The organism is Pseudooctadecabacter sp. (assembly GCF_020627745.1).
Lineage (GTDB): Bacteria > Pseudomonadota > Alphaproteobacteria > Rhodobacterales > Rhodobacteraceae > Octadecabacter.
In genome coordinates, this window is the sequence record NZ_JAHDGE010000006.1 from 78,534 (window position 1) to 102,463 (window position 23,930).

Genomic DNA, 23,930 nt, shown 5'->3' on the forward strand with positions numbered 1-23,930 from the left:
TATCTGCAACGGATCATGGCCAAAAAAGACGACAATCCGAATTACAAGGTGATCGCCGAAAACCGGCGGGCACGGTACGATTACGCCATCGAGGATGACCTTGAGTGCGGGATCATGCTGTCGGGGTCCGAGGTGAAATCCCTGCGCACGGGACAATCCAACATCGCGGACAGTTATGCCTCGGTCGAGGATGGGGAGTTGTGGCTGACCAACGCTTATATCGCGCCCTACAAACAGGCGATGTTTCCCCATGAGGAACGCGCGCGGCGCAAGCTGCTGGTGTCGCGGCGGGAACTGGCGCGGTTGTGGAATGCGACCCAGCGGCAGGGGATGACCCTTGTCCCGCTGGTCATGTATTTCAATCACAAAGGCCGTGTGAAGGTGAAGATCGCCATCGCGAAAGGCAAACAGAAGCAGGACAAGCGCGCCACGGAGGCCAAGCGCGACTGGGGGCGTCAAAAGGCCCGGCTTCTGCGCCACGGGGAATAGGCGGCGCAAGCTCCCCTATTGATTGAAAACCGACTTCTGTTAGCCTGCGCGCAGCACATGCTTTGGTGGGCGGAGCCTGTGCGAATTTGAATATTCGCCCCCCTCAGGAAGGATTGGGAACTATGGAAATGATTATGGGACTGCTGATCCCCGCGATTTCAGGCGCAGTGGGCGGCAATATTACAGGCAAGATTTCCGAAGCGTTGAATGCAGGCGGGGTGTTGAACACTGTCATGGGCGCAATCGGCGGCGCGGGCGCTGGAACGATCCTCAGCCAGCTGGGCATGGATGCGTCCATGGTTGACGGTGCAGCAGACGCGGCGGGCGGCATGGACATCGGCGCCCTTATCGGCGCTGTGGGTGGAGGCGCTGCCGGTGGTGGCGTTCTGGCGTCCATCGTGGGTGTCATCAAATCTGCGATGAACAAGTAAAGACAGACCTGTATAAATGTGGGTCGGGCGTTCCTTCGGGGGCGCCCTTTTTTGGTTGTTCCCTTGCGCTGGACCCATTGCAGCGGTAGGGACGACGCAACCAATTTGCCCGTTTTTCATGGCTGAGAGAGGGTGTGCCCATGGCCTCTGACGATCCAAGAACACTCGTGTCGACCACTTGGCTGGCCGACCATCTGAAAGACCCAGATCTGCGGGTGTTGGATGCGACATGGTTTATGCCAGCGGAGGCGCGGGATGCGCAGGGCGAATACGAGGCAGGCCACATCCCCGGCGCACGGTTTTTCGACATAGACGAGATCAGCGACCAGCGGTCAGAACTGCCGCACATGATGCCGTCGACCGAGAAATTCATGAGCCGGATGCGCAAGATGGGCGTAGGCGACGGTCATCAGATTGTGGTCTATGACGGCATGGGCATTTTCAGCGCAGCGCGCGTGTGGTGGATGTTCCGTCTGATGGGCAAGACAGACATTGCGGTGCTGGATGGCGGTTTCCCCAAATGGCAGGCGGAGGGGCATCCGGTCGAGGATCTGCCCCCCGTAATCCGCGACCGCCACATGACGACCAGCCGCCAGAACCAGATGGTCAAGGATGTCACACAGGTGGCCGCCGCCTCAAAGCTGGGGGACTACGTGATTGTCGATGCCCGCGCGCCGGAGAGGTTTCGTGGCGACGTGCCCGAACCCCGTGAAGGGCTGCGCGCGGGCCACATCCCGAACAGCCGCAACGTGTTTTACCGCGATCTGCTGAACCCAGACGGCACCATGAAATCCCCTGACGCCACGCGCCGCATCTTTGAAGCCGCTGGCGTTGATCTGTCGAAACCTGCGATTTTGTCGTGCGGGTCCGGCGTCACTGCCGCGATCCTTGCGCTTGCCATGGAACGCATGGGCAAGACCGATCACGCTGTTTACGACGGAAGCTGGTCCGAATGGGGCCTCTTCCCTGACCTTCCCATCCAAACCGGAGACGCATGATGCTTGAGCATCTGAAAGACCAACCTAAAGACAAAATCCTCGCCCTGATGGCGGCCTACCGCGCGGATGAGCGTGAAACCAAGATCGACCTCGGCGTGGGCGTTTACAAAGACGCGTCCGGCAACACGCCCGTCATGCGCGCTGTGAAAGAGGCCGAACGCCGGATCAACGCCGAGCAAACGACAAAGGCCTACACGGGTCTGGCGGGCGATCCTGCGTTCTCCGATGCGATGATTGATCTGGTGCTGGATGGGGCTGTGGCGCGCAACCGCGTGGCGGCTGTGGCCACCCCCGGTGGCACCGGTGCGATCCGTCAGGCGTTGGAGCTGATCAAGATGGCTGCCCCCGGTGCGACCGTCTGGCTGTCGGACCCCACGTGGCCGAACCATCCGTCGATCATCAAATACCTCGGGATGAAGTCGAAGTCTTACCGGTATTTCGACAGCGAAACCGGTCAGGTCGACTATGTCGGGATGCTGACCGATCTGGGTCAGGTGATGCCTGGTGACGTCGTGCTGCTGCACGGCTGCTGCCACAACCCGACCGGTGCGAACCTGACGATGCCCCAGTGGAAAGGTGTCATCGACCTGCTGAAGGAAAAGTCCGCGATGCCATTCATCGACATTGCCTATCAGGGCTTTGGCGACGGATTGGACAAGGACGGGGCGGCGACCCGCATGGTTGCGGAGAGCTTCGACAACGTGCTGATTGCGGCCAGCTGTTCCAAGAACTTCGGCATTTACCGCGAACGCACGGGCATTCTGATGGCGATTGCCAAGGATGAGGCGCAGCGCGATCTGGCGCAGCAGAACCTTGCCTTCCTCAACCGCCAGAATTTCAGCTTCCCGCCCGATCATGGTGCCCGGATCGTGTCCACGATCCTGAATGATCCTGAACTGCGTGCCGATTGGGAGGCCGAGCTGGAAGAGGTGCGCCTTGGCATGCTGGACCTGCGTCAGCAGTTGGCCGCTGAACTGCGCCGCCTGTCCAATTCCGACCGGTTCGATTTTCTGGCGGAACATCGCGGCATGTTCAGCCGTTTGGGCACCAGCCCTGACAAGGTCGAGGCGCTGCGTGCCGATCACGGGATTTACATGGTGGGTGACAGCCGGATGAACATTGCCGGTCTGAACGCCGAAACCGTTCCCGTACTGGCGCAAGCGATCATCGACGCAGGGGTGTAGCAACGCCTTATCAAAGGCGTTGCGGACAGGTTTTCATAAAGATGCCTGCGCCCTCGTAACACAACAGGGGCGTTCCCATATCAAGGGGACGCCCCTTGCCATTACCGGAGAAGATCATGCCCAACACTGCCCTTATCACAGGCGCCTCCTCCGGGATTGGCGCGGCTTTGGCCCGTTTTCATGCAAAGACCGGTGGTGATCTGATCCTGACCGCACGTCGCGTGGATGCCTTGAACGCATTGAAAGATGAACTGGAGGCTGCGCACGGGGTCACCGTGCGGGTTGTCGCGCTGGATCTGGGAACCGCCAATGGCGCGGAAAGTCTGGTCGAGGCTGTCGAGGGCTTTGATATGACGGTTGATATTTTGATCAACAACGCGGGCTTCGGCGGTCACGGGCGGCTGATTGACCGCGATCTTGCCGATGAACAGGCGATGATTGATCTGAACGTCAAGGCGCTGGTGACGTTGACCCATGCGTTTGGTTCTAAAATGGCGGCCAAGGGCGGCGGCAGGATTTTGAATGTCGGGTCCACGGCAGGGTTCATGCCCGGACCATTGCAGGCCGTCTATTTCGCCACCAAGGCGTTTGTGAATTCGTTTAGCCAGGCGGTCGATCATGAATTGCGCGACAAGGGTGTCACCGTAACGGTTCTGGCACCCGGTTACGTCGAAACGGAGTTTGCGGACCGCGCCGATCTGGACGGGACCGATCTGGTCAAGTCGGGCGCGACCCCTGAAAGCGTGGCGGAATACGGATATAACGCGATGATGAACGGCGATCTTGTGGCGATCAATGACAAACGTCTGTCATTCATGCTGGGGTGGATTACGCCGTTCCTGCCGCGCCGGACCGTTTTGAAAATGGTCGAGAAGATGCAGTCGAAGTGACAACCGCGCGACGTCAGCTTGCCTGATAGATGACGTTGCTGCGGTACAATTCCGTCCCGCTGTAGCCATAGTCCGCGAGGAAGGCATCGCACTCCTCGCGTTCATGGCGAAACACCTCGATCCACAAGGTGGGCTTGCTTTGCGTCAGGATGTTGTGGGCGCCGCGCAGCACCTCGATCTGGTAGCCTTCGACGTCAATTTTTACAAAGCCGACCTTTTTGAGGTCCGCCTTGGTCAGCGTATCATCCAGAGAGACCATCGGGGTCTGGCCATTGTTATCGTGCGAAAATGATGCGGCCCCCAAATTGCCCTGTTTGTAGGACGCCAGCGACCCCGTGCCTTTTGCGGCCCCCAGAAGGGCGTTTGTCGCACGGATATCGCGGCCTTTTGCGTTCAGTTCGATATTGCGTTGCAGCGCGTCGAACACAGTACGCTGGGGTTCGAAGCAATAAAGCCGCGACGGTTTGAAGTAGTGATCAAAATAGACGGTATGGTTTCCGATGTTCGCACCGGCATCAATGATGACCTGACCTTCGGGCACGATATCCATCTCTCTCAGTTTGTTGAGGTATTCGGATTCGTAGAAATCGCGGTCTGCGATCAGGTGCCGCTGGATAAGGTCGCGGTCGCCGAAGGGGACATAGATGCGAAACGGATCGCCCCGATGGCTGATGTCAACGATGTGGTCGGGCCCCAAGTTGCCGAATGCAATCAGCTGGTTTTGATATTCCATCCGCCGGTTCAGGCGCACCATCATCTTGTTTAGGTTCTCCGCCCAAGGGGGCATGTCGTCTGCTGTCATGGTGTTTGCCAATTTTGTTGATCGGGCCTTTGTGGCACTATGGGCGCAAAGGTCGCGCCGAACCAAGGACTTTATCCGATTGCCGCCCCTGAATACGGCAAGACATGCAAAAAGGGCCCCGCCGGTGAAAGCGGGGCCCTCTTTGGTAAGGCTATGTCAGGGAGAATTAGCCTTTGGTGAAGTCGGGGTAGGCTTCCATGCCCAGCTCGGACGTATCGAGACCCTGAATCTCTGCCTCTTCGGAGACGCGGATGCCTGTGGTGGCTTTCAGGATGAACCACACGATGCCTGCGGCAACGAAGGTGAACACACCGTAGCAGACGATGGCTGTCAGCTGTGTGATCAGGCTTGTCTCAGGGGTGTAGAAGACCACGGCGATGGTGCCCCAGATACCTGCAAAGAGGTGTACCGGAATGGCGCCGACGACATCGTCGATCTTCAGCTTGTCCAGAAGCGGCACAGTGAAGACCACGATCAGACCACCAACAGCACCGATCCACAGGGACCCGAACATGGAGGGTTCAAGCGGGGACGCCGTGATGGACACGAGGCCCGCCAGACAGCCGTTCAGCACCATGGTCAGGTCGACCTTTTTGTACATGATCTGCGTCAGGATCAGGGCCGCAACAGCACCGGAGGCAGCCGCCATGTTGGTGTTGGCAAAGATACGACCCACGTCGGTGATGTCACCCACAGTGCCCGCAGCAAGTTGGGAGCCGCCGTTGAAGCCGAACCAACCCAGCCACAGGATGAACGTACCAAGCGTTGCGAGGGCCAGGTTGGAACCAGGCATCGGGTTCACGCGGCCGTCTTTGTACTTGCCCAGACGTGGCCCGAGGATCAGTGCGCCAGCCAAAGCAGCCCAGCCACCCACGGAGTGCACAACAGTGGAACCCGCGAAGTCATAGAAGCCCATCTCGGACAAGAAGCCGCCGCCCCACTGCCAGGAGCCGGAAATCGGGTAGAGGATACCAGTCAGCACAATCACGAAGATCAGGAAGGGCCACAGTTTGATGCGTTCGGCCAAAGCGCCGGACACGATGGACGCCGTGGCAGCCACAAACATCAGCTGGAAGAAGAAGTCGGACGCAACGGACGCATAATCAAGTGATGCGTCAGCAGCAGACAGACCGACCGGTTCAAGCACCGTTGGGACAAAGTTGAAGGCGAAGTAGCCGTTAAAGTCACCTGGGTACATCAGGTTGAAACCAACCAGCCAGTACATGATCGCCGCCAATGAGAACAATGCGATGTTCTTGGTCAGCTGCATTGTGACGTTCTTGGACCGCACGAGGCCGGCCTCAAGCATGGCAAAGCCTGCAGCCATCCAGAACACCAGAAAACCGCCCACAAGGAACAGCAGGGTGGTCATGATATAGGGGCCGATTTCATCGAAGCCGGGAGCGGCATCTTGCGCCAGCGCGAGGGTCGGAAGTGCTGCAACTGCACCCGCGACCGATAGTGTTTTCAGAAATTTCATCTGTTTGAGTTCCTCTATGAGCCGCTTAAATCGCGTCGTCGTTGATTTCACCGGTGCGGACGCGCAGGGCGCTTTGCACATCGAGTGTAAAGATTTTGCCGTCACCGATTTTGTCGGTCTTGGCGGTGCTGGCGATGGTTTCGACCACCTGTTCGGCCATGGCAGAGGCCACGACGATTTCCAGCTTCACCTTTGGCACGAAGTTCACGGCATATTCCGCGCCGCGGTAGATTTCGGTGTGCCCGGACTGAGAGCCGAAGCCCTTGATCTCGGTGACCATCATCCCGCGAACGCCAATGGCTGTCAGGGCCTCTCGGACCTCTTCCAGCTTGAACGGTTTGATTGTTGCAATAATGAGTTTCACGATTGTCCCTTCCGGTTTTCGTCTTGGCAGACCCCCGAAGGCCCGCGCTGGTCACAAAAGGTCGCAAGGGGTGACGTATCTCAAGCGAGTGACGCCGCATTTGGCGCGCGCCAACTTAAGTTTTGCACAAAAAATGCACAATTTGATCCTTTTGACTAAAAATTAATCAGGCAGAAAACCGCTTAAACTGTGTCGAAGTTTCTCTACTTTTGGAATCAGCGGCAGTAACATGGGCGAAAGCGACGTCGAAAAGACGCAAGCGAGAGTGGGCAGAATGGCTGGTAAACGAGGATCACGCGCACCGCTGGTGGCGGACAAGCGCAGCAAAGCTGCGCCCAAAAAGCGTAAACCGGCGCGACGTCCCAAGACAAAGCCGCGCGGGGTGCTGGGCACACTCCTGTGGCCTTTCAAATGGCTGTTGATCCTGCTGTGGCGTCTGGCGTGGCGCGGGGCGCTGGTTGTCGGGGCGATCGTGGGTCTGGCGGTCCTTTACTACGCATCGACCCTGCCGCCGTTCGAAGACCTTGTTGATGGCCGGACCCGCGGGTCCGTTACCCTGCTGGACGTGCGCGGAGAGACATTCGCGTGGCGCGGGGACCAGTTTGGCGGGATGGTCACGGCACAGACCGTCAGCCCCCATTTGCGCAACGCCATTGTCGCCACCGAGGACAAGCGGTTTTACAACTGGTATCACATCGGCGTCGATTTCTACGCGACCGGCGCGGCCATGGTTCGCAACCAGCGGCTGAACGGGCACCCGTTCCGTGGCGCAGGCGGGTCCTCGATCACCCAACAAACGGCAAAGCTGCTGTGTTTCGGCCAGCCGTTTGACCCCGATCAGTGGGAAGACGAGGCCGCCTACGAACAGGACTGCCGCAGCACGACCCTTTGGCGCAAAATCGTCGAGATGACCTACGCCATGGCGATGGAGACCCGTTATACCAAGGATGAAATCCTGACGATCTATATGAACCGCGCCTATCTGGGTGCCGGATCACGCGGGTTCGAGGCCGCCGCGCAGCGGTATTTCGGGATTTCGGCGGCAGAGGTGACCCCGCCACAGGCGGCGATGCTGGCAGGACTTTTGAAGGCGCCGTCAAGTTTCTCGCCCACGCGGAACCTGCAGACAGCGCAGGATCGGGGCGCGACGGTTTTGCGCCTGATGCGGGAAGCGGGGTATCTGACCCCGCAAGAGGAGGCCATTGCACAGGCCAATCCAGCCACCCTGTCCGAGGCGGCGCGCCGCCGTGCGGGCGGCTATTTTGCCGATTGGGTCATGGACAGCGGGCCAAATTTCTTTACCGAACAGACGACCGAAGATGTGATCATCAAGACCACGCTGGACCCCCGCATACAGAACGCAGCGGAAGCCGCATTGGTCTGGGTCTTTGAAAACAAGGTCCGTGAAGGATCGCAGGCGCAAGCAGCGATTGTCGTGATGTCGGCGGATGGTGCCGTGCGGGGCATGGTCGGTGGACGCGATCTGACGGTTGCCGGTGCGTTCAACCGCGCAACGCAGGCGCTGCGGCAGACAGGATCGGCGTTCAAACCGTTTGTCTATGGCACGGCGCTGGAACTGGGCATGTCGCCGCTGGACGTTCTGGTTGACGAGCCGCGCTGCTGGACGGTGCCCGGATCGGGCGAATACTGTCCGCGCAACTACACCAATGAATTTCAGGGCCCTGTGACCCTGACCGAAGCCTTGCAGCAATCGTTGAACATTCCGGCAGTGGCGCTGTCCGAAACCGTGGGCCGTGAAAATGTCCGCACGGTCGCGGAAAATTTCGGCATCGTCAGTGATTTGGCGAATGGTCCTGCGCTGGCGCTTGGCGCGTCGGAAAGTACCCTGCTTGAGATGACGGGTGCCTATGCGGGCATACTCAACGGGGGATCGGCGGTCAAGCCCTACGGGCTGGTCGAATTGCGCCTGATGGGGGACGACTTGCCGGTGCTGGAGGCCACCGGCGGGATTCGTGAACGGGTCATTCAGGAAAGCGCCGCGCGGCAGCTGACGTGGATGATGTATCAGGTCGTGGAGGGCGGTTCGGGCCGCCGGGCCGCCGTTGACGGCTGGGAGATCGCGGGAAAGACGGGCACCACCCAAGGGGCGCGGGACGCATGGTTCATCGGATTTTCCGGCGATTACGTCGCCGGGGTCTGGATGGGCTATGACGACAACACACCGCTGACCGGCGTGACCGGGTCCGGACTTCCCGCCGAGATCTGGCACGAGACGATGGTGCGCGTCCTTGAGGGCTTGCCTGTTTCCCCCCTGCCGATGACGGTGCCTGCCGGGGTTACACAGCAGCCGCAGGGTCAGACCGGTCAGGGCGGACAGTCCGGCCAGAATGGTCAGGGTCTTGGATATTCCGAGGAAGAGGCCGGAGACATCATCGAAAACCTGCTTCTGGAACTTATCCTGAACGGCAGGTGATCAGCCGTCGCTGGCCACTTCGTCTGCGGGTGTCTCTTCTTGGGCGCTGGCATCGACGGGGGCCGCAGACGGGTCAGGACATTGAGAATAGCGAAAGGCGTAGCCGTCCCAGATCATGATGATGCCGCCTTCTTCGGCGTCGTTCATCAGCATGGCCCGTTCGGTCCAGACCTCATCATTGCCGGAGCAGTTCATGGTATAAAGGGTGGCATCCATATCGACGACGTTGACGGGTCTGGTCATCCGGCATTCCACCTCAACCCCGTAAAAAATTCCGTCTTCAATCCGAAGAGCGCCGCCATCGACCCCCACCAGCGCACATTCGGCGTTGGCGTTCTGACGGTAGACGCCATCATAGGGGGTGGCCGCAGCAATCGCGGGGGCGAGGATCATCGCCAAAGCTAGTCGTGTCATGTCAAATCCCTGATCAAAGCGTCCAGATTGCCGCCGCGTGCATCCAGCATGGCGCCGATTTCGGCGCGTTCGCTGAGCAACATGTTGATGCCTTCAACGATCAGGTTGAAAAACACCGGGCGGCCCGGACGGTCGGTCACGTGAAAATCCACCTGCAAGGGGGATTGGTTTGGTAAAAGGGCGCGTGTCTGCACCTCGATATAGGAATTCACCGGTTGTGATCCCTGAACCTCGATCTGGCCGCCTACAAATTCATTGAAACGGCGGCCATATTTGTTCGCAAGGTAGAACCCGAATGCATCGGCGAAGGCCTGCTTTTGCGCAGACGAGGCCGAACGCCCGTCATTGCCCAAGGCGTAGGCCGCCAGATACGCGGTGTCGGCGTAACGGTCGAAAATACCTTTGAAGCTGTTGATCATGGACGGCAAAGCCGCACCGGAGGCGATGACGCCGTTGATTTCAGCCACGGCGCGATCCACGAGGGTTTCGGCCTGCGCACCTGTCAGCGCAAACGCCGGCATCGGACAGGCAGCCATCAACGGTGCCGCGCCCAAGGCGATGAAACGTCGACGATCAAAGGTCAGAGCGGTCATTATTCGAACCCTTCAAGGCTTACGTCACCGGCAAACGGATCAATCGCATCCTCCGCCGGTGCAGCCTGACCTAATTCGAAACGGCGGTTTTGCAAGGCGATCAGACGGGCCTGTTCGTAGCTGTCAGCGCTGTCGTAAAGAACGCCGTCAATCGTTTCGAACAGATCACCGCGGTTGACCGCCAGATCGGCGGCGCGTGCATAGGTGCCGTACGCGATCTGGGGGGCGGTGCCCACTTGATCCAGCGGGTCGAACAGCAATTCGACCAGTTCACCGACCGCATCTCGCTGGTTGCTGGGCCCCAGAAGCGGCAGTTCGATATAGGCGCCTTCGCCCACGCCCCAGACATGCAATGTTTCCCCGAAGTCGGTTTTCTGTTCGGTCAGCCCGATGGCCCCTGCCGGATCGAACAGGCCGCCGATGCCCACCGTCGTATTGATCAAAAACCGCATCGTGTTGGTCGCAGCCCCGCCGATGTCTGCCTGCAAAAGTCCGTTGGCCACTGCCGCAGGCAGCCCTACATTGTCAGCGAAGTTGGTAATCGGCTGGGTGTATTCACGCGGAATGGAATCTGTCACACGACCGGAGGGCCGCAGCGCCGATCGGTCCAGACCCTTGTTGAAAGCGTGGATTTGCCGGTTGGTTGCCTCGTAAGGGTCATTGATTGACAGTGACGGATCCCCGACCGTGCAGGCAGCAAGACCGGCTATGGCGATTAGGACGCAGAACGGGCGAAAGAAAAGAAAATATGTGCGTGGCAATGGTCTATCCGGTGCAGCTGTTGGTAAGACTTATGAAATGATCCTTTGGTCTATTCGGGCCCTCAGGACTTAGAATGGCGTGGCATGGCGTGATCGAAACCGGTGCCACTTTCAACCCCAAGGTGCCACATCTGTGGCCCGTCGCATAGGGAAAGGCGATTTTGCGCTCATGATGCAAAAGGAGCCGACGAAGGCAGAACTTAAAGCAGGCCGCGCCGAACTGGTGGCGGTGCGGTCCAGATCGCGTGCCCTTTACTGGTTTGTGGGGATTTTCAGCAGCTTCGTGAACGCGCTGATGCTGACCGGACCGCTGTATATGCTGAATGTCTATGACCGTGTGTTGGGGTCCAGATCGCTGGAGACGCTGATCGCGCTGTCCGTCATCGTGGGGTTTATGTACCTGATGATGGGCATTCTGGATTATGCCCGCGGGCGGATCATGGGGCGGATCGGGGCACAGTTTCAGACCGATCTGGATGAACGGGTGTTCAATGCGGCCCTGCGCGCCAAGGCGTCCGGCCGCGCCCCGGTCGAGGCCGAAACTGCCCAGCGCGACCTGCAGGCTATTCAACGGGCCATCACCTCACCGGTGGCATTGGCCCCGTTCGACCTGCCGTGGGCCATTATCTTTATGGTCGGCATTTTCATTTTCCATCCCTTTCTGGGCTATCTGGCCGTGGGCGGCGGCACCATTCTGATAACGGTGGCACTGCTGAACCAGATGACGAGCCGGAAACCCTTGGACAACGCAAACGAGGCCACGTTCCGCGCCGAAGCCATGGGGGAGCAGTTGCGCAGCGGGGCGGACACCATTCAGGCTCTCGGGATGCGCCGCGCGGCATTCCAGCGGTGGCTTGATCTGCGCAACAAATCCCTCAAGGCAGGCATCAAGGCCGGTGATCTTGGGGGTACATATGGCAGCATCACCAAATCATTCCGGCTGTTCTTGCAATCTGCGATGCTGGGCGTCGGGGCGTATCTGGTTCTGCAGGGCGAGTTGACGCCGGGTGCCATGATCGCAGGGTCCATCCTGATGGGCCGCGCACTCGCCCCGATCGAGCAGTTGATCAACCAGTGGGCGATACTGGAGCGTGCGCGCATCGGGTGGATCAACCTGACCCGATTGCTGGGCGCTGTTCCGGTGCCGCAGGCGCGCACGGAACTGCCCCGCCCCGCCGCCAAGATCGTGGCCGATCAGGTCACTATCCTTCCCCCCGGAGAGACAAAGGCGAGCCTGCGGATGGTGTCCTTCAAGGTTGATCCCGGTGATGCAGTCGGCGTCATCGGGCCATCGGGTGCGGGGAAATCCACCCTCGCGCGGGCACTGGCCGGGTTGTGGCATCCCGCCGGCGGGACGATCCGGCTGGACGGGGCGTCTCTTGATCAATACGACGCGGACACGCTGGGCAGCTATGTCGGATATCTGCCGCAGACCGTGACGCTGCTGTCCGGCACGATCCGCGACAACATCGCGCGCATGGCGACCGATCCGGATCATGCATCAGTGATCAAGGCCGCCAAAAGCGCTGCAGCGCACGACATGATCCTGCAACTGCCCGAGGGATACGATACTGTGATTGACGGGTCGGGCGGGCGTTTGTCCGGCGGTCAGGTGCAGCGCATCGGGCTGGCCCGCGCGCTTTATGGTGATCCTGTCTTTCTGATTCTGGACGAGCCGAATTCAAACCTAGACAATGAAGGGTCTATCGCTGTGAACATGGCGATCCGGATGATGCGGGCCGAAGGCCGGTCCGTGTTTGTCATGGCCCACCGTCCGGCGGCGATCGAACAGTGCAACAAACTGATGTATATTGACGGCGGTATCCTGAAGGCCTTTGGCCCCACTGAAGAGGTGAAGGCCAAAATCCTCGCCAATCGTCAGCAGATTGACAAAGGCAAAGGCAAGGGAGGAGGGGTCACATGAAAACCGACTGGTCCGCACGACGGCCCCTGACCCTCGGGCTGGTGGGTTTGCTGATCCTTGTGGGCGGCTTTGGCGGCTGGGCCGTGACGGCCCGCATCACCGGTGCGGTCATCGCCAGTGGCCTGATTGAGGTCGACCAGAACCGGCAGATCGTCCAGCATCCCGACGGGGGCGTGATCACGGAAATTTCGGTTGATGAAGGCGGGACCGTCGAAGCGGGGGAGCTGTTGTTGCGCCTCGATTCCCAGGATCTGGAAGCCTCTTTATCTGTCATCGAAGGGCAGTTGTTCGAAATTCTGGCCCGCAGCGCACGGTTCGAGGCAGAGCGTGACAGCACAACGGAACTGACCTTTGATCCGCTTCTTGAAGACGGTGATCCGGACATGATTTCAGACCTCAAAGCGGGCCAGATCAACCTGTTCGAGGCGCGTCGCGAAAGTGAACAGCAGCGCACCGAGCAGCTTTTGAACCGCAAGGACCAGATCGCCGCACAGATAAACGGCGTGGAAGCACAACTGACCGCCCTTGAAACCCAGCTTGAGCTTATCGAAGAGGAACTTTCGAACCAGCAGTCCCTGCTAGATCGCGGGCTGGCACAGGCGTCAACGATCCTGAACCTGCAACGGGAACAGGCACGGTTGCGCGGACAGGTCGGGGAACTGATGGCCGCCATGGCCGGTGCCGCCGAACGGATCACTGAAATCGACCTTGAGATTCTGGGTCTGCAAACCACACGTCGCGAGGAAGCGATCACGCGTTTGCGGGACTTGCAGTTCAATGAACTTGAACTGCGCGAACAGCGGGTATCTTTGGTGCGGCAGCTTGACCGTCTTGATATTCGGGCACCTGTGGGTGGCATTGTCTACGGGCTGACGGTTTTCGGCACAGGCGCTGTTATCCGACCCGCCGATCCGTTGCTGTTTATTGTCCCGCAGGACCGTCCCCTCGTCATTGCGACCCGTGTGCAACCGACCGATATTGACGCCCTGACCATCGGACAGGAGGTCAGCGTCCGGTTTTCTGCGCTGGATCAGCGGACGACGCCGGAACTCTACGGCACCGTGGCGCTTGTCTCGGCTGATGCCTTTACGGATGACGCCACGCGCGCATCGTATTATCGGGCGGAAATCACACTCAACGACGGAGAACTGGCCCGATTGCCGGAAACCGCGACACTGATCCCCGGCATGCCGGTGGAGGCGTTCATCCGCACCGCAGATCGCACGCCCATGAACTACCTCGTGCGCCCCCTGACCGATTACATCGCGCGGACATTCCGCGACGGATGATTGCGGCGCAGGACAAGGCAGTCTAGCGTCGGCGCAAACCGACGAAAGGAAGCGTTATGTCCACCATCGAAACCCGCCTTGCCGAACTGGGCGTCACCCTGCCGGACGCGCCTGCACCGGCGGCCAACTACGTCCCTTGGGTCCGGACCGGCAACCAACTGTTCGTGTCGGGCCAGATTTCAGCGGATGCCGATGGGTTCATCACAGGAAAATTGGGCGCGGATATGGACGCCGAGGCGGGGGCGAAAGCGGCCAAAGCCTGCGCCATCAGCCTTTTGGCGCAACTCAAAGCAGGCTGCGACGGAGAGATTGACCGGCTGGTGCGGGTGGTCAAGCTTGTAGGCTTCGTCAATTCGACATCCGATTTTCACGACCAGCCAAAGGTCATCAACGGGGCCTCCGACTTTATGGTCGAAGCCTTGGGCGACAAGGGCCGCCACGCCCGCAGCGCCGTGTCCGCCGCATCGCTGCCCTTTGGCGTGGCCGTCGAAATTGAAGCCATTTTCGAAATCGCATGACCCTGCCCCGAAGCTTTCTGAAACGGCCCATCGCCCATCGCGCCCTGCATGACGGCCAATGGGCGGAAAATTCCCTTGAGGCCGTGCGGGCCGCCGTTGCCAGCGGGTACGGGATAGAGGTCGATATCCAGCCGTCGGCGGACGGGGTGCCGATGGTGTTTCATGACTACGACATGGCCCGTCTGACGGGACAGTCCGGCCCGGTCGCGGGCAAGACCGCAGCCCAACTTGGCACCATTGCCTTAACCGGTGGCGGCACCATTCCGACCCTCCAACAGGTTCTGGCGGAGGTCGCGGGCGCCGTTCCCCTGCTAATTGAAATCAAGGATCAGGACGGGGGCCTTGGCCCTGCCGTAGGACCCTTGGAAGAAGCGGTTTGCGCTGTTCTTGATGGATACAACGGGGATGCGGCGCTGATGTCGTTCAATCCGCATTCCGTGGCTGCCTGCGCGCAATATGCGCCTGACATCCCACGTGGACTGACGACCTGCCCCTATCCCGCGGAAGACTGGCCGACCGTTCCTGCCAAGGTCCGGCACGAACAGGCGGCCATTCCGGATTTCGACCGCGTGGGGGCCTGTTTTATCAGCCACCAGCAGGATGATCTGAATTCGCCCCATGTGGCACAGTTGCGGGCGCGCGATGTGCCGATCCTGTGCTGGACGATCCGGTCCAGACAGATGGAGGCGGAGGCCCGCAAGATCGCGGATAACATCACTTTCGAAGGTTACCGTGCTTGAACTTGCGCGCGCCTGCGCCACCTGAAGGATATGGACGGCAGCGCAATCGAAATCACCACGCACACGACCCTTGGCCGGATTGACGCCGCCGAATGGGATGCCTGCGCCTGTCCGGAGGCAGGCGAGGGACGCGCCATTGATCCTTTCACGACCTACCGGTTCCTCAAGGCGCTTGAAGACAGTGGCAGCGTGGGCGCGGGCACCGGTTGGGACCCGCACTATCTGGCCGCACGGCAAGACGGTCAGCTGATCGCGGTGGCCCCCCTATATGGTAAATCCCACAGTCAGGGCGAATATATGTTCGACCATAACTTCGCCCATGCGTTTGAACGCTCGGGCGGGCGGTACTACCCCAAATTGCAGATTGCCGTGCCATTTACGCCCGCAACAGGGCGCCGTTTTCTGACCCGACCGGGGTATGAAAGCATCGGTATGGGGGCCTTGGTGCAGGGGGCTGTACAGATTGCATCTGACAATGATCTGTCATCATTGCACGCCACCTTTTGCACCGAAGGTGAAGCATTGGCAGGCGCGGAAATGGGCCTGCTGCACCGCACGTCGCAACAGTACCATTGGGCAAATGACGGCTACGCAGATTGGGACGGATTTCTGACCGCGCTGTCGTCGCGCAAAAGAAAAACCCTGCGCAAGGAACGTGCCACGGCGCAGGACTTCGGCGGGGAAATCGTGCAACTGACCGGTGATCAGATTGAACCACACCACTGGGATGCCTTTTGGACGTTCTATCAAGACACCGGCGCGCGCAAATGGGGGCAGCCCTATCTGACGCGGCGGTTCTTCGACATCGCGCAAGACACCCTGCGCGATGACATGCTGTTGGTGTTCGCCATGCGCGACGGCGTGCCCGTGGCAGGCGCGCTGAACTTTATCGGACGTGACACGCTCTATGGCCGCTATTGGGGCTGTTCAGAACACCACCCCTGCCTGCATTTCGAGGTCTGCTATTATCAGGCCATCGACTACGCCATTGCCCACGACATGGCGCGCGTCGAAGCGGGCGCGCAGGGCGAACATAAACTCGCGCGTGGCTATCTGCCTGTCACAACCCATTCGCTGCATTGGTTCAGCGATGCAGGGTTCCGTGGTGCCGTGGCGGATTACCTCAAGGCCGAGCGCGCGGCCATTGACGAAGAAATCGAGGTCCTGACATCTTATGGACCGTTCAAGAAAATCGACGTGGAGGAACAGCAATGAGCGACCCATTGGACCAAGCAGGCAAAGACGCTTTGACCGCAGCAGGTTGGGAGGTTGGGGAAACCTCCGCCAAAAAAACCTTCACCTTCGGCAATTTCATCGAGGCCTTTGGCTGGATGACGTCCGCCGCGATTGTGGCCGAAAAACTGAACCACCATCCGGAGTGGTTCAATGTCTACAAAACCGTCGAGGTAAAGTTGACAACCCACGACACAGGCGGGTTGTCAGATCTTGATTTGAAGCTGGCCCAGAAAATGGACGCGCTTGCAGGCGGCGCTTAGCCCATATCGTCCAGCAGACCTTCGCCAGCCGAGATACCGCATTCACCGGGGCTGTCTTCGACGTTCAGCACCTTCACTTCGCCATCCATAACCAGCATCGCATAGCGTTTTGACCGGTTGATCAGGCCCGCAGGCGGGGCCGTGAAATCCATGCCCAGCGCTTTGGTGAATTCGGCAGCGGCATCCCCGACCATGGTGATGCCTGCGTCGGTGGCACCTGTGGCCTCTCCCCAGTTGCTCATCACGAAGGGGTCATTGACGGACACGCAGATGATTTCCTCAACACCGCGGTCCTTGAACTGGTCCTGGGTGCGGATGAAAGACGGGACATGGGCCGTGGTGCAAACGCCGGTGTAGGCACCTGGCACCGCGAAAATGACGACGTTGCGGCCTTCGGTCAGCGTCGACACAGAAACCTGTTCCGGCCCCTCATCGCCCATCTTTACCAGCATCGCATCGGGAAGTTTGTCACCCACTGAAATCGTCATTCGCAGCCCCTTTCGGCATTTGCATCTGTATCGCCCCACCATATAGGGTCCAGCGTGGCGGGAACCAGACAGGAACGTATCATGGGCCATATTGTTGTGATCGGGGCCGGACAGGCCGGTGCGTCGTTGGTCGGGAAATTGCGCACCGAAGGGTATGACGGCGACATCACCCTATTGGGGGCTGAAGACGGCCCCCCCTACCAACGCCCTGCGCTGTCCAAAGCATACCTTCTGGGTGAGATGGAGCGTGAGCGCCTCTTTCTGCGGCCCCGTGACTGGTATGATGGCAACGACATTGACCTTCGCACCGGCACCCGCGCTGTCGCGGTGGATGGCACTGCAAGGACCGTTACGCTGGAGGGGGATGAGGTGCTGCATTACGATCAGCTGGCCTTTACCACCGGGTCACACCCGCGCCTGCTGCCCGATGCCATTGGCGGCAATCTGGACGGTGTTTATCAGGTGCGCAATCTGGCGGATGCGGATGCAATGATGCCCGAATTTGTTGCAGGCCGCAGGCTGTTGATTATCGGGGGCGGCTATATCGGGCTTGAGGCTGCGGCGGTCGCGGCCAAGCTGGGCCTGCAGGTGGTGCTGGTGGAAATGGCGGACCGCATTTTGCAACGTGTCGCAGCGCCCCAAACCTCGGACTATTTCCGCGACCTGCACGCAGCCCACGGCGTCGACATTCGCGAAGGCACGGGGCTGGACCGGCTGACGGGCGAGGACCGCGTGACCGGCGCGGTTTTGTCAGATGGCTCCACGCTGGACGTGGATTTCGCCATCGTCGGCGTGGGCATTTACCCCGCGACCGCCTTGGCCGAAGGCGCGGGCGTGGCCTGTGACAACGGCATCCAGACAAATATTTACGGCCAGACCAGCGTGCCCGGCATCTGGGCCGCAGGTGATTGCGCCACGCTGGATTGGTACGGGCAACAGATCCGTCTCGAAAGCGTCGGCAACGCCATTGATCAGGCCGAATGCGTGGCGCGCAACATGCTGGGGGCGGATGTGCCCTACGCCCCGAAACCGTGGTTCTGGTCGGATCAATACGACATCAAACTGCAGATCGCGGGGCTGAACCTCGGCTACGACGATGTGGTCGTGCGCCAGACCGGCGACGCGCAATCCCATTGGTATTTCCGTGGCGATCAGTTGCTGGCCGTGGACGCCATGAACGACCCGCGCAATTACATGATCGGAAAGCGGTTGATCGAGGCCGGGAAATCCCCCGCCAAACCGCTGATCCAAGACCCCGAGACGGACATGAAAGCCCTGTTGCGCCCATGAGGATCATCGCCGGTCAGCATCGCGGTTTGACGCTGGCCTCGGTTGGCAAAGGGGATGCAGCGGCCCACCTGCGGCCCACGCCCGACCGCGTGCGCGAAAGTCTGTTCAACGTGCTGATGGGCCATGGATTGCCCCAAGGCGCGCGGGTGCTGGACTTGTTCGCAGGCACCGGTGCGTTGGGATTGGAGGCGCTGTCGCGTGGCGCCACCCACTGCACCTTCGTCGACAACGGCCGCACCGCACAAAAACTGATCCGCGAAAACATTGCCAAGACGCGCCGCGAAGACGACGCCACCCTTCTGACCTGTGCGGCGGACAAGCTACCAGCGGCACCCGCGCCTTGCGATCTGGTGTTTCTCGATCCGCCCTACGGCAAGGGGCTGGCCGCCAACGCCGTAACGTCCGCCAAGGCCGGCGGCTGGCTGGCCTCTGATGCGTTGATTGTGGTGGAAGACAATGCGCCGCAGCCGCTGGCGGGCTTTGTTCAGGTGGATTTGCGCCGCTACGGCGACACCTACATCACCCTCATGGCCGCGCCCTGATTTTGCAATAACGCGCGCCTGTGCTAACGTTCGGGGATGAGCACCTTTTCCGACATCACCGACAGCCACCACGTCCGGCGGGAGGCACATATCCCCCTGCCAGCGCCGCAGCCTTTCGGCTTGCCGGTGTTGATCAGCGATTGCAGCACGTCATTGTGCGGGCAAACGGTGCTGTCCTTGCTCTGGCAACGCTTTGATCAGGACGACCGGCCCGATTAGGTCATTTTGTAGGTCGGGTGGAACATGCCCTTGGGCGACAGCGTAAAGATATCCGCGCCGCCCGAGGTAATCCCGATGGAATGTTCAAACTGCGCCGACAGGGATTTGTCCCGCGTCACAGCAGTCCAGTCGTCAGCGAGGATTTTGGTTTCAGGCCTGCCAAGATTCACCATCGGTTCGATGGTGAAGAACATGCCTTCCTCCAGCACGGGGCCCGTGCCCGCACGCCCGTAGTGCAACACGTTAGGCGGCGCATGAAACACCAGTCCCAGCCCGTGCCCGCAAAAATCGCGCACAACAGACATGCGCTGCGCCTCGACGTAAGATTGGATCGCATGGCCGATGTCACCAAAGGTATTGCCGGGTTTGGCGGCTTCGATCCCCAACATCAGGGCGTCGTGGGTCACCTGCATCAGACGTTCGGCCTTTCGGTTTGGCTTGCCGCCTGCCACATACATCCGGCTGGTGTCCCCGAACCAGCCGTCAACAATCACGGTCACGTCGATATTCAGAATGTCGCCGGATTTCAGCTTTTTGTCGGACGGAATGCCGTGACACACCACGTGATTGATCGAAATGCAGCTGGCATGTTGATACCCTTTGTAACCGATCGTGGCAGAGGTCGCACCGGCGTCGGTCACCCAGTCTGTGATCAACTGATCCAGATGGCCGGTCGTGACACCCGGTTCCACATGCTCGGCTATCCGGTCCAGAATTTCGGCAGCCAAACGCCCTGCTGCGTGCATGCCTGCAAAATCGCTCGGGTCGTACAGTCGAATGCCATCCTTGGTCAGGCGCGCTTTGTTGGTGCTCACGTGTTCAATCCTTCTCACTCGCCCTTCAGATAAGACATCGCGGGGCGGTTCTAAACCCCCTGCCTTCATCTTGGCCCATACAACTCCCCCCGGAGGGTCGATCAGCCAAAGGCGACAGGCCGCCGCAACGCCACACCCTCGGGCGTTACGTCGCAATCAAAGCACATGACCTCAACGCCTGCGGCTGTGGCGGCTGCAAACGCCGCCGCATAGGCGGGGTCAATGTCGGCGGCCACCGCCACGCGGTCACAATCGCCGCGCTGGATCAGGAACAGCAAAACCGCGCGGTGGCCTTCGGCGACCATGGCCGCCAGATCACCCAGATGCTTGGCCCCGCGTGCGGTGACAGAATCAGGGAATTCGGCAAGACCGCTTTGGCGCATCAAGGTCACGGATTTGACCTCCAGATAACAATCGCGGCGGCCCGCACCGGACAGCAGAAAATCCACACGACTTTTGTCGCGGTATTTCACTTCCGGCCGGAGGGTGTCGTAACCGTCGAGGTCCGTCAGTCCTGACGCCAAAGCCTCGGCCACGATGCCATTGGCGGCCCCTGTGTCGATGCCCACCAGTGCGCCATCCGCCTCAACAATGCGCCACCCCCAATCCAGCTTTTTGCGGGGGTCGTTGTTCCCCTCCAGCCAGACACGCAACCCTTCGTCTTTCAGGCCCATCATGGACCCGGGGTTGGGGCAATGGGCCTTTACAACCCGCCCGTCTTCCAATTCCACATCACACAAAAACCGCATGTAACGGCGGATCAGACGACCGGACACAAGGGGAGTGGCAAAGCGCATATTCGCCCCATATACCATCAGACAGGACAGGAGAATACCATGCCAAACCCAACCGCTGCGATGCTTGTGATCGGCGACGAAATCCTTTCAGGCCGGACCCGCGACGCGAATATGCATCATTTGGCAAACGAGCTGACGGCCCATGGTATCGACCTGAAGGAAGTGCGCGTGGTCAGTGATGACGCCGCCGCAATCATCGCCGCCGTGCAGGCCCTGTCGACGGGGTATGACAGCGTGTTCACTTCTGGCGGGATCGGCCCCACCCATGATGACATCACCGCCGATTGCATCGCTGAGGCCTTTGGCGACACCATCGACATCCGCGATGATGCGCGTGCTTTGTTGCAGGCCCACTATGACCGTGATGGCAAAGAATTTAACGCCGCCCGTCAACGCATGGCGCGCATTCCGGCCTCGGCCACGTTGATCGACAATCCGGTGTCCGTGGCGCCTGGGTTTACGGTGCGCAATGTGCATGTGATGGCAGGCGTGCCGTCGGTGTTCCGCGCCATGGTGGCGTCGGTTCTGCCGACCTTGACGGGGGGCGCGCCACTGATTTCGGAAACGCTGCGTGTGGATCGCGGTGAGGGCGATATCGCAGGCCCCTTGGGGGAGGTTGACGCCATGTACCCCGATTTGTCGCTGGGCTCCTACCCGTTCCAAAGCGGCACGGGACAGTATGGCGCGAACATCGTGATCCGTGGGCAGGACCGCGCCCGGATTGATGCGGCCCTGGCCGATTTGCGGGCCGCGTTTCCCGAATGACGCCTGAGGCCCTGACCGCGCTGATTGATGCCACTTGGCCCGCCAAATCCATGACGGACGTGGCAGGCTGGACCATCCGTGAGGGCGCGGGCGGCGGCAGTCGCGTGTCGGCGGCCACGGCGACGCCCACGGCCAAGATCAACGAACGCGGACAAGCGGAAGCCTCCATGCGCGCCTTGGGGCAACGCCCGTTGTTCATGGTCCGCCACGGCGAAGACGCGCTGGATGCCGCGCTTGAGGCCGATGGCTATGCCATCAAGGACCCCGTCACATATTACACCGCCCCGACTGCGACATTGGCCGCGGAACGCCCCCCGGCTGTCACCTGTTTTCAGGTCTGGCCCCCGCTGGCCACGCAGGCCGAGATTTGGGACGCAGGCGGTGTTGATGACGCGCGGCTGGCCGTGATGGCCCGTGCCGCTGGCCCGAAGACATGCGTGTTGGGTCGCATCCACGACACGCCCGCAGGCACGGCCTTTGCCGCGATCCATGACGGCACCGCCATGCTTCACGCGATTGAAACCGCCCACGCCTTTCGCCGCAACGGGCTTGCCCGCCACATGATCCGCGCCTTGGCGTTCTGGGCGCAGGACCACGAAGCTGCCCAGATTGCGCTGTTGGTGACAAAGGCCAATGTGGGGGCAAATGCCCTCTACACTTCCCTCGGCATGACCCCTGTGGGAGGATACCACTACCGCATCCACCCGGAGGCCTGAGATGACCAAACTGCCAACCGCCCTGAACCTGCCTGCACAGGATCCGCTGCCGGACCACATCGGGAAATACTTTGACGTATGTGACGACAAGCTGGGCTTCGTGCCCAACGTCCTGCGGGCCTATGCCTTTGACGGGGCCAAGTTCGATGCGTTTTCGGCCATGTACAACGATCTGATGCTGGCGGAGTCGGGCCTGACAAAGCTGGAGAGGGAGATGATCGCGGTGGTCGTGTCCTCCATCAACAAATGTTTCTATTGCCTGACGGCCCATGGCCAAGCCGTGCGCGCCCTGTCGGGTGATCCCAAGCTGGGGGAGATGCTTGTGATGAACTGGCGGGTGGCCGATCTGGACGGGCGTCAAACGGCGATGTTGGGCTTTGCCGAGAAAGTCACCAAGGCCAGCGCGGAGGTCACAGAGGATGATCGCACCGCCCTGCGCACCGCCGGATTTACCGACCGCGACATTTGGGACATCACCGCAGTGGTCGGGTTTTTCAACATGACGAACCGCATGGCGTCGGCGACTGACATGCGCCCGAACGACGATTATCACGCGCAAAACAGATGATCCGTGCCGCGCTTCTGTCCCTTTTGCCGCTGCCTGCGCTGGCTGTCACGCTCGATATGCCGGCCAATGCGGTGCTGACGGCGGAAGAGGCGAGCGCGGCGGACAGCTACGACATGCCCGTTGGCAGCTGGACGATTGATGGGTTGCCGACACGCACGGCCACCGGGGCTGTCACCCAGCAGGCGTGGCGCATCGAGGCTACGGGACTGACCACTTTCCAGATCATCGAACCGCTTGAAACGCAGCTGGTTGAGGCCGGTTTCGAGGTTGTTTTTACCTGCACCGATGATGTCTGTGGCGGATTTGATTTCAGGTTCGGGACACGGGTGCTCCCCGCACCGGATATGCAGGTCAATTTCGGCGACTACCGCTATCTTGCAGCGCAGCGCGTGTCGGGCGACGGGGACGAGGTTGTCAGCCTTCTGGCCAGCCGGACGTCAACGGCGGGATTTGTCCAGATCACCCGCGTCGGCGGAATCTCTGAGGCTTTGGCGACGACAGGCGCACCGGCGGTCCGGGCGCAGGCACCGGTTGTCACCGGTGATCTGGCGCTCGAACTGGAAACGACGGGCCGTTTCGTCTTGTCGGACCTGACATTCGAAACCGGATCGGCGCAGTTGGGGGAGGCGTCCTTCGACAGCTTGCAGAGGCTGGCGGAATATCTGACAGCAAACCCGGACCGGCAGGTCGCCCTTGTGGGGCATACGGATGCGGTCGGGTCTCTCGACGGGAATATCGCGCTGTCAAAACGGCGTGCCGGATCGGTTCTGGAACGCCTTGTGACGCGGTACAATATCCCCCGCCGCCAGCTGGACGCACAGGGGATGGGGTATCTGGCACCGGTGGCCACGAACGTGACAGACGAGGGCCGCGATGCGAACCGGCGGGTCGAGGTCATCATCACATCGACCGAATAAAAAAAA

28 protein-coding genes are annotated in these 23,930 nt (G+C 60.4%); 19 read left to right on the forward strand and 9 right to left on the reverse strand.

Translation table 11 applies throughout. From position 1 onward, the window contains the following. Positions 1 to 15: 15 nt before the first annotated feature. The 5 genes from smpB to QZ653_RS04625 all read left to right on the forward strand — a co-directional run bounded on the left by smpB (position 16) and on the right by QZ653_RS04625 (position 3,992). The gene (gene smpB / locus QZ653_RS04605) at positions 16 to 489 is read left to right on the forward strand and encodes an SsrA-binding protein SmpB (RefSeq protein WP_296418156.1); all 474 of its coding nucleotides are present in this window, start codon (positions 16 to 18) and stop codon (positions 487 to 489) included. Positions 490 to 611: 122 nt separating this feature from the next. Next, positions 612 to 920, forward strand: a complete 309-nt coding sequence (locus QZ653_RS04610) for a hypothetical protein (protein ID WP_296418028.1) — start codon at positions 612 to 614, stop codon at positions 918 to 920. 140 nt (positions 921 to 1,060) lie between these two features. Further along, positions 1,061 to 1,918, forward strand: a complete 858-nt coding sequence (sseA, locus tag QZ653_RS04615; RefSeq protein WP_296418030.1) for a 3-mercaptopyruvate sulfurtransferase — start codon at positions 1,061 to 1,063, stop codon at positions 1,916 to 1,918. Further along, positions 1,918 to 3,102 (forward strand): aromatic amino acid transaminase, encoded by a 1,185-nt coding sequence (locus QZ653_RS04620; RefSeq protein WP_296418157.1) that lies wholly within the window; start codon positions 1,918 to 1,920, stop codon positions 3,100 to 3,102. Before sseA ends, QZ653_RS04620 begins: the two co-directional genes overlap by 1 nt. Before the next feature lie 116 nt (positions 3,103 to 3,218). Beyond that, entirely contained in the window at positions 3,219 to 3,992 is a 774-nt protein-coding gene (locus QZ653_RS04625) for an SDR family NAD(P)-dependent oxidoreductase (protein WP_296418031.1), read from the forward strand. Between the two features lie 13 nt (positions 3,993 to 4,005). On the opposite strand, the gene QZ653_RS04630 is transcribed toward QZ653_RS04625, so the two are convergent. From QZ653_RS04630 to QZ653_RS04640, 3 genes are all read right to left on the reverse strand, one after another. Then, positions 4,006 to 4,794 carry an FkbM family methyltransferase gene (locus QZ653_RS04630; protein ID WP_296418033.1) on the reverse strand — a complete coding sequence of 263 codons (789 nt, stop codon included), beginning with the start codon at positions 4,792 to 4,794 and terminating at the stop codon, positions 4,006 to 4,008. A gap of 166 nt (positions 4,795 to 4,960) precedes the next feature. Then, the gene (locus QZ653_RS04635; protein WP_296418035.1) at positions 4,961 to 6,274 is read right to left on the reverse strand and encodes an ammonium transporter; all 1,314 of its coding nucleotides are present in this window, start codon (positions 6,272 to 6,274) and stop codon (positions 4,961 to 4,963) included. Between the two features lie 25 nt (positions 6,275 to 6,299). Then, on the reverse strand, positions 6,300 to 6,638 hold the full coding sequence (locus QZ653_RS04640; protein WP_296418037.1) for a P-II family nitrogen regulator: 339 nt from the start codon (positions 6,636 to 6,638) through the stop codon (positions 6,300 to 6,302). Positions 6,639 to 6,912: 274 nt separating this feature from the next. On the opposite strand from QZ653_RS04640, the gene QZ653_RS04645 reads away from it, so the two are divergent. Continuing rightward, positions 6,913 to 9,072, forward strand: coding sequence for a transglycosylase domain-containing protein (locus QZ653_RS04645; protein ID WP_296418038.1), 2,160 nt, complete (start codon positions 6,913 to 6,915; stop codon positions 9,070 to 9,072). On the opposite strand, the gene QZ653_RS04650 is transcribed toward QZ653_RS04645, so the two are convergent. Genes QZ653_RS04650 through QZ653_RS04660 form a run of 3 tightly spaced genes read right to left on the reverse strand, consistent with a single transcriptional unit; the run spans position 9,073 to position 10,840 of the window. Next, entirely contained in the window at positions 9,073 to 9,486 is a 414-nt protein-coding gene (locus QZ653_RS04650; RefSeq protein WP_296418041.1) for a hypothetical protein, read from the reverse strand. It lies immediately after the preceding gene. Then, complete coding sequence (locus QZ653_RS04655; protein ID WP_366933048.1) at positions 9,483 to 10,079, reverse strand: phospholipid-binding protein MlaC; 597 nt, start codon at positions 10,077 to 10,079, stop codon at positions 9,483 to 9,485. Before QZ653_RS04655 ends, QZ653_RS04650 begins: the two co-directional genes overlap by 4 nt. Beyond that, positions 10,079 to 10,840 (reverse strand): VacJ family lipoprotein, encoded by a 762-nt coding sequence (locus tag QZ653_RS04660; protein ID WP_296418043.1) that lies wholly within the window; start codon positions 10,838 to 10,840, stop codon positions 10,079 to 10,081. The genes QZ653_RS04655 and QZ653_RS04660 overlap by 1 nt, the downstream gene beginning before the upstream one ends. Before the next feature lie 169 nt (positions 10,841 to 11,009). Here QZ653_RS04660 and QZ653_RS04665 point away from each other — a divergent pair, with 169 nt between their 5' ends. The 6 genes from QZ653_RS04665 to QZ653_RS04690 are packed head-to-tail and all read left to right on the forward strand — an operon-like array spanning position 11,010 to position 16,807. Then, positions 11,010 to 12,764 carry a type I secretion system permease/ATPase gene (locus QZ653_RS04665; RefSeq protein WP_296418045.1) on the forward strand — a complete coding sequence of 585 codons (1,755 nt, stop codon included), beginning with the start codon at positions 11,010 to 11,012 and terminating at the stop codon, positions 12,762 to 12,764. Next, complete coding sequence (locus QZ653_RS04670; RefSeq protein WP_296418046.1) at positions 12,761 to 14,053, forward strand: HlyD family type I secretion periplasmic adaptor subunit; 1,293 nt, start codon at positions 12,761 to 12,763, stop codon at positions 14,051 to 14,053. Before QZ653_RS04665 ends, QZ653_RS04670 begins: the two co-directional genes overlap by 4 nt. Positions 14,054 to 14,109: 56 nt before the next feature. Next, entirely contained in the window at positions 14,110 to 14,571 is a 462-nt protein-coding gene (locus QZ653_RS04675; RefSeq protein WP_296418048.1) for a RidA family protein, read from the forward strand. After that, positions 14,568 to 15,311: a glycerophosphodiester phosphodiesterase family protein gene (locus QZ653_RS04680; RefSeq protein WP_296418050.1), complete on the forward strand. Its 744-nt coding sequence runs from the start codon at positions 14,568 to 14,570 to the stop codon at positions 15,309 to 15,311. Before QZ653_RS04675 ends, QZ653_RS04680 begins: the two co-directional genes overlap by 4 nt. Positions 15,312 to 15,341: 30 nt before the next feature. Continuing rightward, a complete protein-coding gene (locus QZ653_RS04685) occupies positions 15,342 to 16,526 on the forward strand; it encodes a GNAT family N-acetyltransferase (protein WP_296418052.1) in 1,185 nt (394 codons plus the stop codon). Next, the gene (locus tag QZ653_RS04690) at positions 16,523 to 16,807 is read left to right on the forward strand and encodes a 4a-hydroxytetrahydrobiopterin dehydratase (RefSeq protein WP_296418053.1); all 285 of its coding nucleotides are present in this window, start codon (positions 16,523 to 16,525) and stop codon (positions 16,805 to 16,807) included. The genes QZ653_RS04685 and QZ653_RS04690 overlap by 4 nt, the downstream gene beginning before the upstream one ends. Here the strand turns inward: QZ653_RS04690 and QZ653_RS04695 are convergent. Beyond that, positions 16,804 to 17,295, reverse strand: coding sequence for a peroxiredoxin (locus tag QZ653_RS04695; RefSeq protein WP_296418055.1), 492 nt, complete (start codon positions 17,293 to 17,295; stop codon positions 16,804 to 16,806). The genes QZ653_RS04690 and QZ653_RS04695 overlap by 4 nt on opposite strands. Before the next feature lie 81 nt (positions 17,296 to 17,376). On the opposite strand from QZ653_RS04695, the gene QZ653_RS04700 reads away from it, so the two are divergent. The 3 genes from QZ653_RS04700 to QZ653_RS04710 are packed head-to-tail and all read left to right on the forward strand — an operon-like array spanning position 17,377 to position 19,346. Further along, a complete protein-coding gene (locus QZ653_RS04700; RefSeq protein ID WP_296418056.1) occupies positions 17,377 to 18,585 on the forward strand; it encodes an NAD(P)/FAD-dependent oxidoreductase in 1,209 nt (402 codons plus the stop codon). Continuing rightward, on the forward strand, positions 18,582 to 19,127 hold the full coding sequence (rsmD, locus tag QZ653_RS04705; protein WP_296418057.1) for a 16S rRNA (guanine(966)-N(2))-methyltransferase RsmD: 546 nt from the start codon (positions 18,582 to 18,584) through the stop codon (positions 19,125 to 19,127). The genes QZ653_RS04700 and rsmD overlap by 4 nt, the downstream gene beginning before the upstream one ends. A 36-nt stretch (positions 19,128 to 19,163) precedes the next feature. Beyond that, complete coding sequence (locus QZ653_RS04710) at positions 19,164 to 19,346, forward strand: hypothetical protein (protein WP_296418058.1); 183 nt, start codon at positions 19,164 to 19,166, stop codon at positions 19,344 to 19,346. Here the strand turns inward: QZ653_RS04710 and map are convergent. Then, positions 19,343 to 20,161: a type I methionyl aminopeptidase gene (gene map / locus QZ653_RS04715; protein WP_412765990.1), complete on the reverse strand. Its 819-nt coding sequence runs from the start codon at positions 20,159 to 20,161 to the stop codon at positions 19,343 to 19,345. The two genes, QZ653_RS04710 and map, sit on opposite strands and share 4 nt — an antisense overlap. Positions 20,162 to 20,262: 101 nt before the next feature. After that, positions 20,263 to 20,958 (reverse strand): DNA/RNA nuclease SfsA, encoded by a 696-nt coding sequence (gene sfsA, locus QZ653_RS04720; RefSeq protein ID WP_296418060.1) that lies wholly within the window; start codon positions 20,956 to 20,958, stop codon positions 20,263 to 20,265. A 39-nt stretch (positions 20,959 to 20,997) separates the two neighbouring features. Here sfsA and QZ653_RS04725 point away from each other — a divergent pair, with 39 nt between their 5' ends. The 4 genes from QZ653_RS04725 to QZ653_RS04740 are packed head-to-tail and all read left to right on the forward strand — an operon-like array spanning position 20,998 to position 23,924. After that, positions 20,998 to 21,723, forward strand: a complete 726-nt coding sequence (locus QZ653_RS04725) for a competence/damage-inducible protein A (RefSeq protein WP_296418061.1) — start codon at positions 20,998 to 21,000, stop codon at positions 21,721 to 21,723. Then, positions 21,720 to 22,439: a GNAT family N-acetyltransferase gene (locus QZ653_RS04730; protein ID WP_296418063.1), complete on the forward strand. Its 720-nt coding sequence runs from the start codon at positions 21,720 to 21,722 to the stop codon at positions 22,437 to 22,439. Before QZ653_RS04725 ends, QZ653_RS04730 begins: the two co-directional genes overlap by 4 nt. 1 nt (position 22,440) lies before the next feature. Next, a complete protein-coding gene (locus tag QZ653_RS04735; RefSeq protein ID WP_296418064.1) occupies positions 22,441 to 23,007 on the forward strand; it encodes a peroxidase-related enzyme in 567 nt (188 codons plus the stop codon). Then, the gene (locus QZ653_RS04740) at positions 23,004 to 23,924 is read left to right on the forward strand and encodes an OmpA family protein (protein WP_296418066.1); all 921 of its coding nucleotides are present in this window, start codon (positions 23,004 to 23,006) and stop codon (positions 23,922 to 23,924) included. The genes QZ653_RS04735 and QZ653_RS04740 overlap by 4 nt, the downstream gene beginning before the upstream one ends. Positions 23,925 to 23,930 lie beyond the last annotated feature (6 nt).

What these genes read in the sequence shown, in the direction of transcription:
- QZ653_RS04630 (WP_296418033.1), bottom strand. Translation starts at nt 4,794, where the DNA reads ATGACAGCAGACGACATGCCCCCTTGGGCGGAGAACCTAAACAAGATG.
- sseA (WP_296418030.1), top strand. Translation starts at nt 1,061, where the DNA reads ATGGCCTCTGACGATCCAAGAACACTCGTGTCGACCACTTGGCTGGCC.
- QZ653_RS04685 (WP_296418052.1), top strand. Translation starts at nt 15,342, where the DNA reads ATGGACGGCAGCGCAATCGAAATCACCACGCACACGACCCTTGGCCGG.
- QZ653_RS04625 (WP_296418031.1), top strand. Translation starts at nt 3,219, where the DNA reads ATGCCCAACACTGCCCTTATCACAGGCGCCTCCTCCGGGATTGGCGCG.
- smpB (WP_296418156.1), top strand. Translation starts at nt 16, where the DNA reads ATGGCCAAAAAAGACGACAATCCGAATTACAAGGTGATCGCCGAAAAC.
- sfsA (WP_296418060.1), bottom strand. Translation starts at nt 20,958, where the DNA reads ATGCGCTTTGCCACTCCCCTTGTGTCCGGTCGTCTGATCCGCCGTTAC.
- QZ653_RS04675 (WP_296418048.1), top strand. Translation starts at nt 14,110, where the DNA reads ATGTCCACCATCGAAACCCGCCTTGCCGAACTGGGCGTCACCCTGCCG.
- QZ653_RS04650 (WP_296418041.1), bottom strand. Translation starts at nt 9,486, where the DNA reads ATGACACGACTAGCTTTGGCGATGATCCTCGCCCCCGCGATTGCTGCG.
- QZ653_RS04730 (WP_296418063.1), top strand. Translation starts at nt 21,720, where the DNA reads ATGACGCCTGAGGCCCTGACCGCGCTGATTGATGCCACTTGGCCCGCC.
- QZ653_RS04655 (WP_366933048.1), bottom strand. Translation starts at nt 10,079, where the DNA reads ATGACCGCTCTGACCTTTGATCGTCGACGTTTCATCGCCTTGGGCGCG.
- QZ653_RS04680 (WP_296418050.1), top strand. Translation starts at nt 14,568, where the DNA reads ATGACCCTGCCCCGAAGCTTTCTGAAACGGCCCATCGCCCATCGCGCC.
- QZ653_RS04710 (WP_296418058.1), top strand. Translation starts at nt 19,164, where the DNA reads ATGAGCACCTTTTCCGACATCACCGACAGCCACCACGTCCGGCGGGAG.
- QZ653_RS04735 (WP_296418064.1), top strand. Translation starts at nt 22,441, where the DNA reads ATGACCAAACTGCCAACCGCCCTGAACCTGCCTGCACAGGATCCGCTG.
- QZ653_RS04690 (WP_296418053.1), top strand. Translation starts at nt 16,523, where the DNA reads ATGAGCGACCCATTGGACCAAGCAGGCAAAGACGCTTTGACCGCAGCA.
- QZ653_RS04620 (WP_296418157.1), top strand. Translation starts at nt 1,918, where the DNA reads ATGCTTGAGCATCTGAAAGACCAACCTAAAGACAAAATCCTCGCCCTG.
- QZ653_RS04740 (WP_296418066.1), top strand. Translation starts at nt 23,004, where the DNA reads ATGATCCGTGCCGCGCTTCTGTCCCTTTTGCCGCTGCCTGCGCTGGCT.
- QZ653_RS04635 (WP_296418035.1), bottom strand. Translation starts at nt 6,274, where the DNA reads ATGAAATTTCTGAAAACACTATCGGTCGCGGGTGCAGTTGCAGCACTT.
- QZ653_RS04670 (WP_296418046.1), top strand. Translation starts at nt 12,761, where the DNA reads ATGAAAACCGACTGGTCCGCACGACGGCCCCTGACCCTCGGGCTGGTG.
- QZ653_RS04610 (WP_296418028.1), top strand. Translation starts at nt 612, where the DNA reads ATGGAAATGATTATGGGACTGCTGATCCCCGCGATTTCAGGCGCAGTG.
- QZ653_RS04725 (WP_296418061.1), top strand. Translation starts at nt 20,998, where the DNA reads ATGCCAAACCCAACCGCTGCGATGCTTGTGATCGGCGACGAAATCCTT.
- QZ653_RS04695 (WP_296418055.1), bottom strand. Translation starts at nt 17,295, where the DNA reads ATGACGATTTCAGTGGGTGACAAACTTCCCGATGCGATGCTGGTAAAG.
- rsmD (WP_296418057.1), top strand. Translation starts at nt 18,582, where the DNA reads ATGAGGATCATCGCCGGTCAGCATCGCGGTTTGACGCTGGCCTCGGTT.
- QZ653_RS04700 (WP_296418056.1), top strand. Translation starts at nt 17,377, where the DNA reads ATGGGCCATATTGTTGTGATCGGGGCCGGACAGGCCGGTGCGTCGTTG.
- QZ653_RS04665 (WP_296418045.1), top strand. Translation starts at nt 11,010, where the DNA reads ATGATGCAAAAGGAGCCGACGAAGGCAGAACTTAAAGCAGGCCGCGCC.
- QZ653_RS04645 (WP_296418038.1), top strand. Translation starts at nt 6,913, where the DNA reads ATGGCTGGTAAACGAGGATCACGCGCACCGCTGGTGGCGGACAAGCGC.